2 protein-coding genes are annotated in these 820 nt (G+C 47.4%); both read right to left on the reverse strand.

Features of this window, described 5'->3' with window-relative positions; all coding sequences use genetic code 11:
• On the reverse strand, positions 1 to 530 hold a 530-nt coding region (locus tag ACE3MQ_RS27290), incomplete at its 3' end, for an IS3 family transposase (RefSeq protein ID WP_379398783.1).
• Positions 488 to 802: a transposase gene (locus ACE3MQ_RS27295; protein ID WP_055105575.1), complete on the reverse strand. Its 315-nt coding sequence runs from the start codon at positions 800 to 802 to the stop codon at positions 488 to 490. The genes ACE3MQ_RS27290 and ACE3MQ_RS27295, both read right to left, overlap by 43 nt.
• Positions 803 to 820: the final 18 nt, after the last annotated feature.

Here is an 820-nt window from a genome sequence, read left to right on the forward strand (position 1 = left end):
TAAAGCCGCCAACCCACGATCTCGCGTGTGCACAGATCCATCAGACTAGCCAAGTACAGCCGTCCTTCTCGGCAGGGGATGTAGGTAATATCCGCAACCCACACTTTGTTCGGTTCAGATACGGCAAAGTTCTGGTCCAATTCGTTGGGAGCAATGGGTGAGTCATGATTGGCATCGGTCGTCTGCACCTTAAATTTACGGGAGACACAAGAACGCAACCCCAGTTCTTTCATGTAGATGCTAACTGTGCGCTCCGCGATCTGGATACGTTCTTTCCACAGCATTCGGGTAATCTTAGGACTGCCGTAGCGTTCCTCGGAGTCATGAAAATGATACATGACCCTCTCCAGAACCTTCGCCTTTCGAAGTTTCTGCTCGCTAGGCAATGCCTTTTGCCACTTGTAGAAGCCACTCCGAGACACTTGTAAAACCTTGCACATCTTCTCCACCGGAAACTCGGAGCGATGTTCTTTGATGAATTGGAACCTCAGTTCCTTTCTTTGCTGAAGATGTGCAGCGCCTTTTTTAATATAGCGAGTTCTTCCTGGAGATCTTGATTTTCCCGCTCCTTCTCTTGATTCTCCAGTTCCTTTTTACGCAGTTGTTGTTCGAGTTGACGCACTCTCTCCGGTGTGACTAAAGATTCCAGCTGGATATCATCACGGTAAAGTGCTTTCCAGTTATGCAACACACCCGCAGATATACCGAGTTCTTCGGCCAACTGCGACATTGACTTACTTTGCTCTAAAATATACTTCACTGTCTGCTTCTTAAACTCTTCACTGTAACTATTACGTTCCATCCGGACATCTCTCCCTTA

This window comes from Paenibacillus lentus, from assembly GCF_042714055.1.
GTDB lineage: Bacteria > Bacillota > Bacilli > Paenibacillales > Paenibacillaceae > Fontibacillus > Fontibacillus lentus_A.

Bases quoted from the DNA above. Each gene is read 5' to 3' on its own strand.
- ACE3MQ_RS27295 (WP_055105575.1), bottom strand. From the start codon at position 802: ATGGAACGTAATAGTTACAGTGAAGAGTTTAAGAAGCAGACAGTGAAG.